The sequence below is a fragment of the Thermococcus sp. genome, from assembly GCF_027012695.1.
GTDB lineage: Archaea > Methanobacteriota_B > Thermococci > Thermococcales > Thermococcaceae > Thermococcus.
Genome location: NZ_JALUYR010000135.1, coordinates 1 through 1376, shown reverse-complemented (window position 1 = coordinate 1376; position 1376 = coordinate 1). Strand labels below are relative to the sequence as shown.

The 1376-nt window shown below is 56.8% G+C and carries 1 protein-coding gene and 1 pseudogene; both read left to right on the top strand.

The genetic code is table 11. From position 1 onward, the window contains the following. The coding region (locus MV985_RS09080; RefSeq protein WP_297465527.1) for a TIGR00375 family protein at positions 1-1150 on the top strand (1150 nt) is incomplete at its 5' end. 72 nt (positions 1151-1222) lie between these two features. After that, a pseudogene (locus MV985_RS09075) lies at positions 1223-1376 on the top strand (thiamine-phosphate kinase); the annotation flags it as partial.

The window sequence follows — 1376 nt, the reverse complement described above, 5'->3', positions numbered from 1 at the left end:
CGTTGGGACGGGGGATATCCTAAACCCAAAGTGGGAGGGAGAACTCCTCAGGTACGCCCGAAAGGTTGACGAGGGGACCTACGAGCGCAACGGTATCAGGTTCCTCCTAACAACAGAAGTCGAGGACGAGAGGAGGGTTCACCACGTCCTGATTTTCCCGGGCATAGAGACCGTCCGCGATATGAGGGAACGGCTGAGAGGGTATTCCAGGGACATAGAAACCGAGGGGAGACCGCGCGTGAACCTCTCCGCCGCTGAAATAGCCGATATGGCCAACGAGCTCGACGTTCTCATCGGACCGGCGCATGCGTTCACCCCCTGGACGAGCCTATACAAGGAGTATGACTCGCTGAAGGAGGCATATGGAAACGCTAAGGTTCAATTCCTCGAGCTTGGCCTCTCCGCCGACAGCGAGATGGCAGATATGATACGGGCACATCATAAACTCACCTACCTCAGCAACAGCGACGCCCATTCACCGATGCCCCACCGCCTGGGGAGGGAGTTCAACCGCTTCGAGGTTGAGGAGGTTACTTTTGAGGAAATCAGGAAAGCCATCCTCAAACGGAGCGGCAGGAGAATCGTCCTCAACGCGGGCCTCGATCCCCGTTTGGGAAAGTACCACCTTACGGCCTGCTCGCGCTGTTATGCCCAGTACTCCCTCGGTGAGGCAAAGGCCTTTCACTGGAAGTGTCCCCGCTGTGGCGGGAGGATAAAGAAGGGCGTAAGGGACAGGATTCTGGAGCTGGCCGACACGGAGGAGAGGCCGAAGGACAGGCCGCCCTACCTCCACCTCGCTCCCCTCGCGGAGATAATAGCGATGGTCATCGGAAAGGGCGTCGAGACGAAGTCCGTGAGGCTTATCTGGGAGCGCTTTCTGAGGGATTTTGGGAGCGAGATAAGGGTTCTCGTTGACGTCCCGGTCGATGCTCTGGCCGGAGTTCATGAGGAGGTGGCCAAAGCCGTATGGGCTTACCGGGAGGGCAGGCTGATAGTGATTCCCGGTGGCGGCGGAAAATACGGCGAGATAAGACTGCCTGAGGAGATAAAGAACGCTTCCATAGACGAGCTTGAGAGCGTTGAGGTCTCCCTCGCGGAGGAAGAGAAAAGGAGGCAGAGGAGCATAACGGAGTTTTTGAGGTCTGGGTAAATCGCCAAACGTGACTGTAAGATTTGTGAAAAGTTGCTAGATCTGATTTGCGGCTTTACAGGGGGTGAAACCTTGAGGGAATCCGAAGTCATCGAGCTGTTCCTCAAACACCTCAAAAGGCAGGGTGATCTGCCCCTTGGAGATGATGCCGGGGCAATAAGGCTCGGTAACGGCTGGCTGGTCGCTACCAACGATATGCTCGTCAGAAAGACGGACGTCCCGGAGA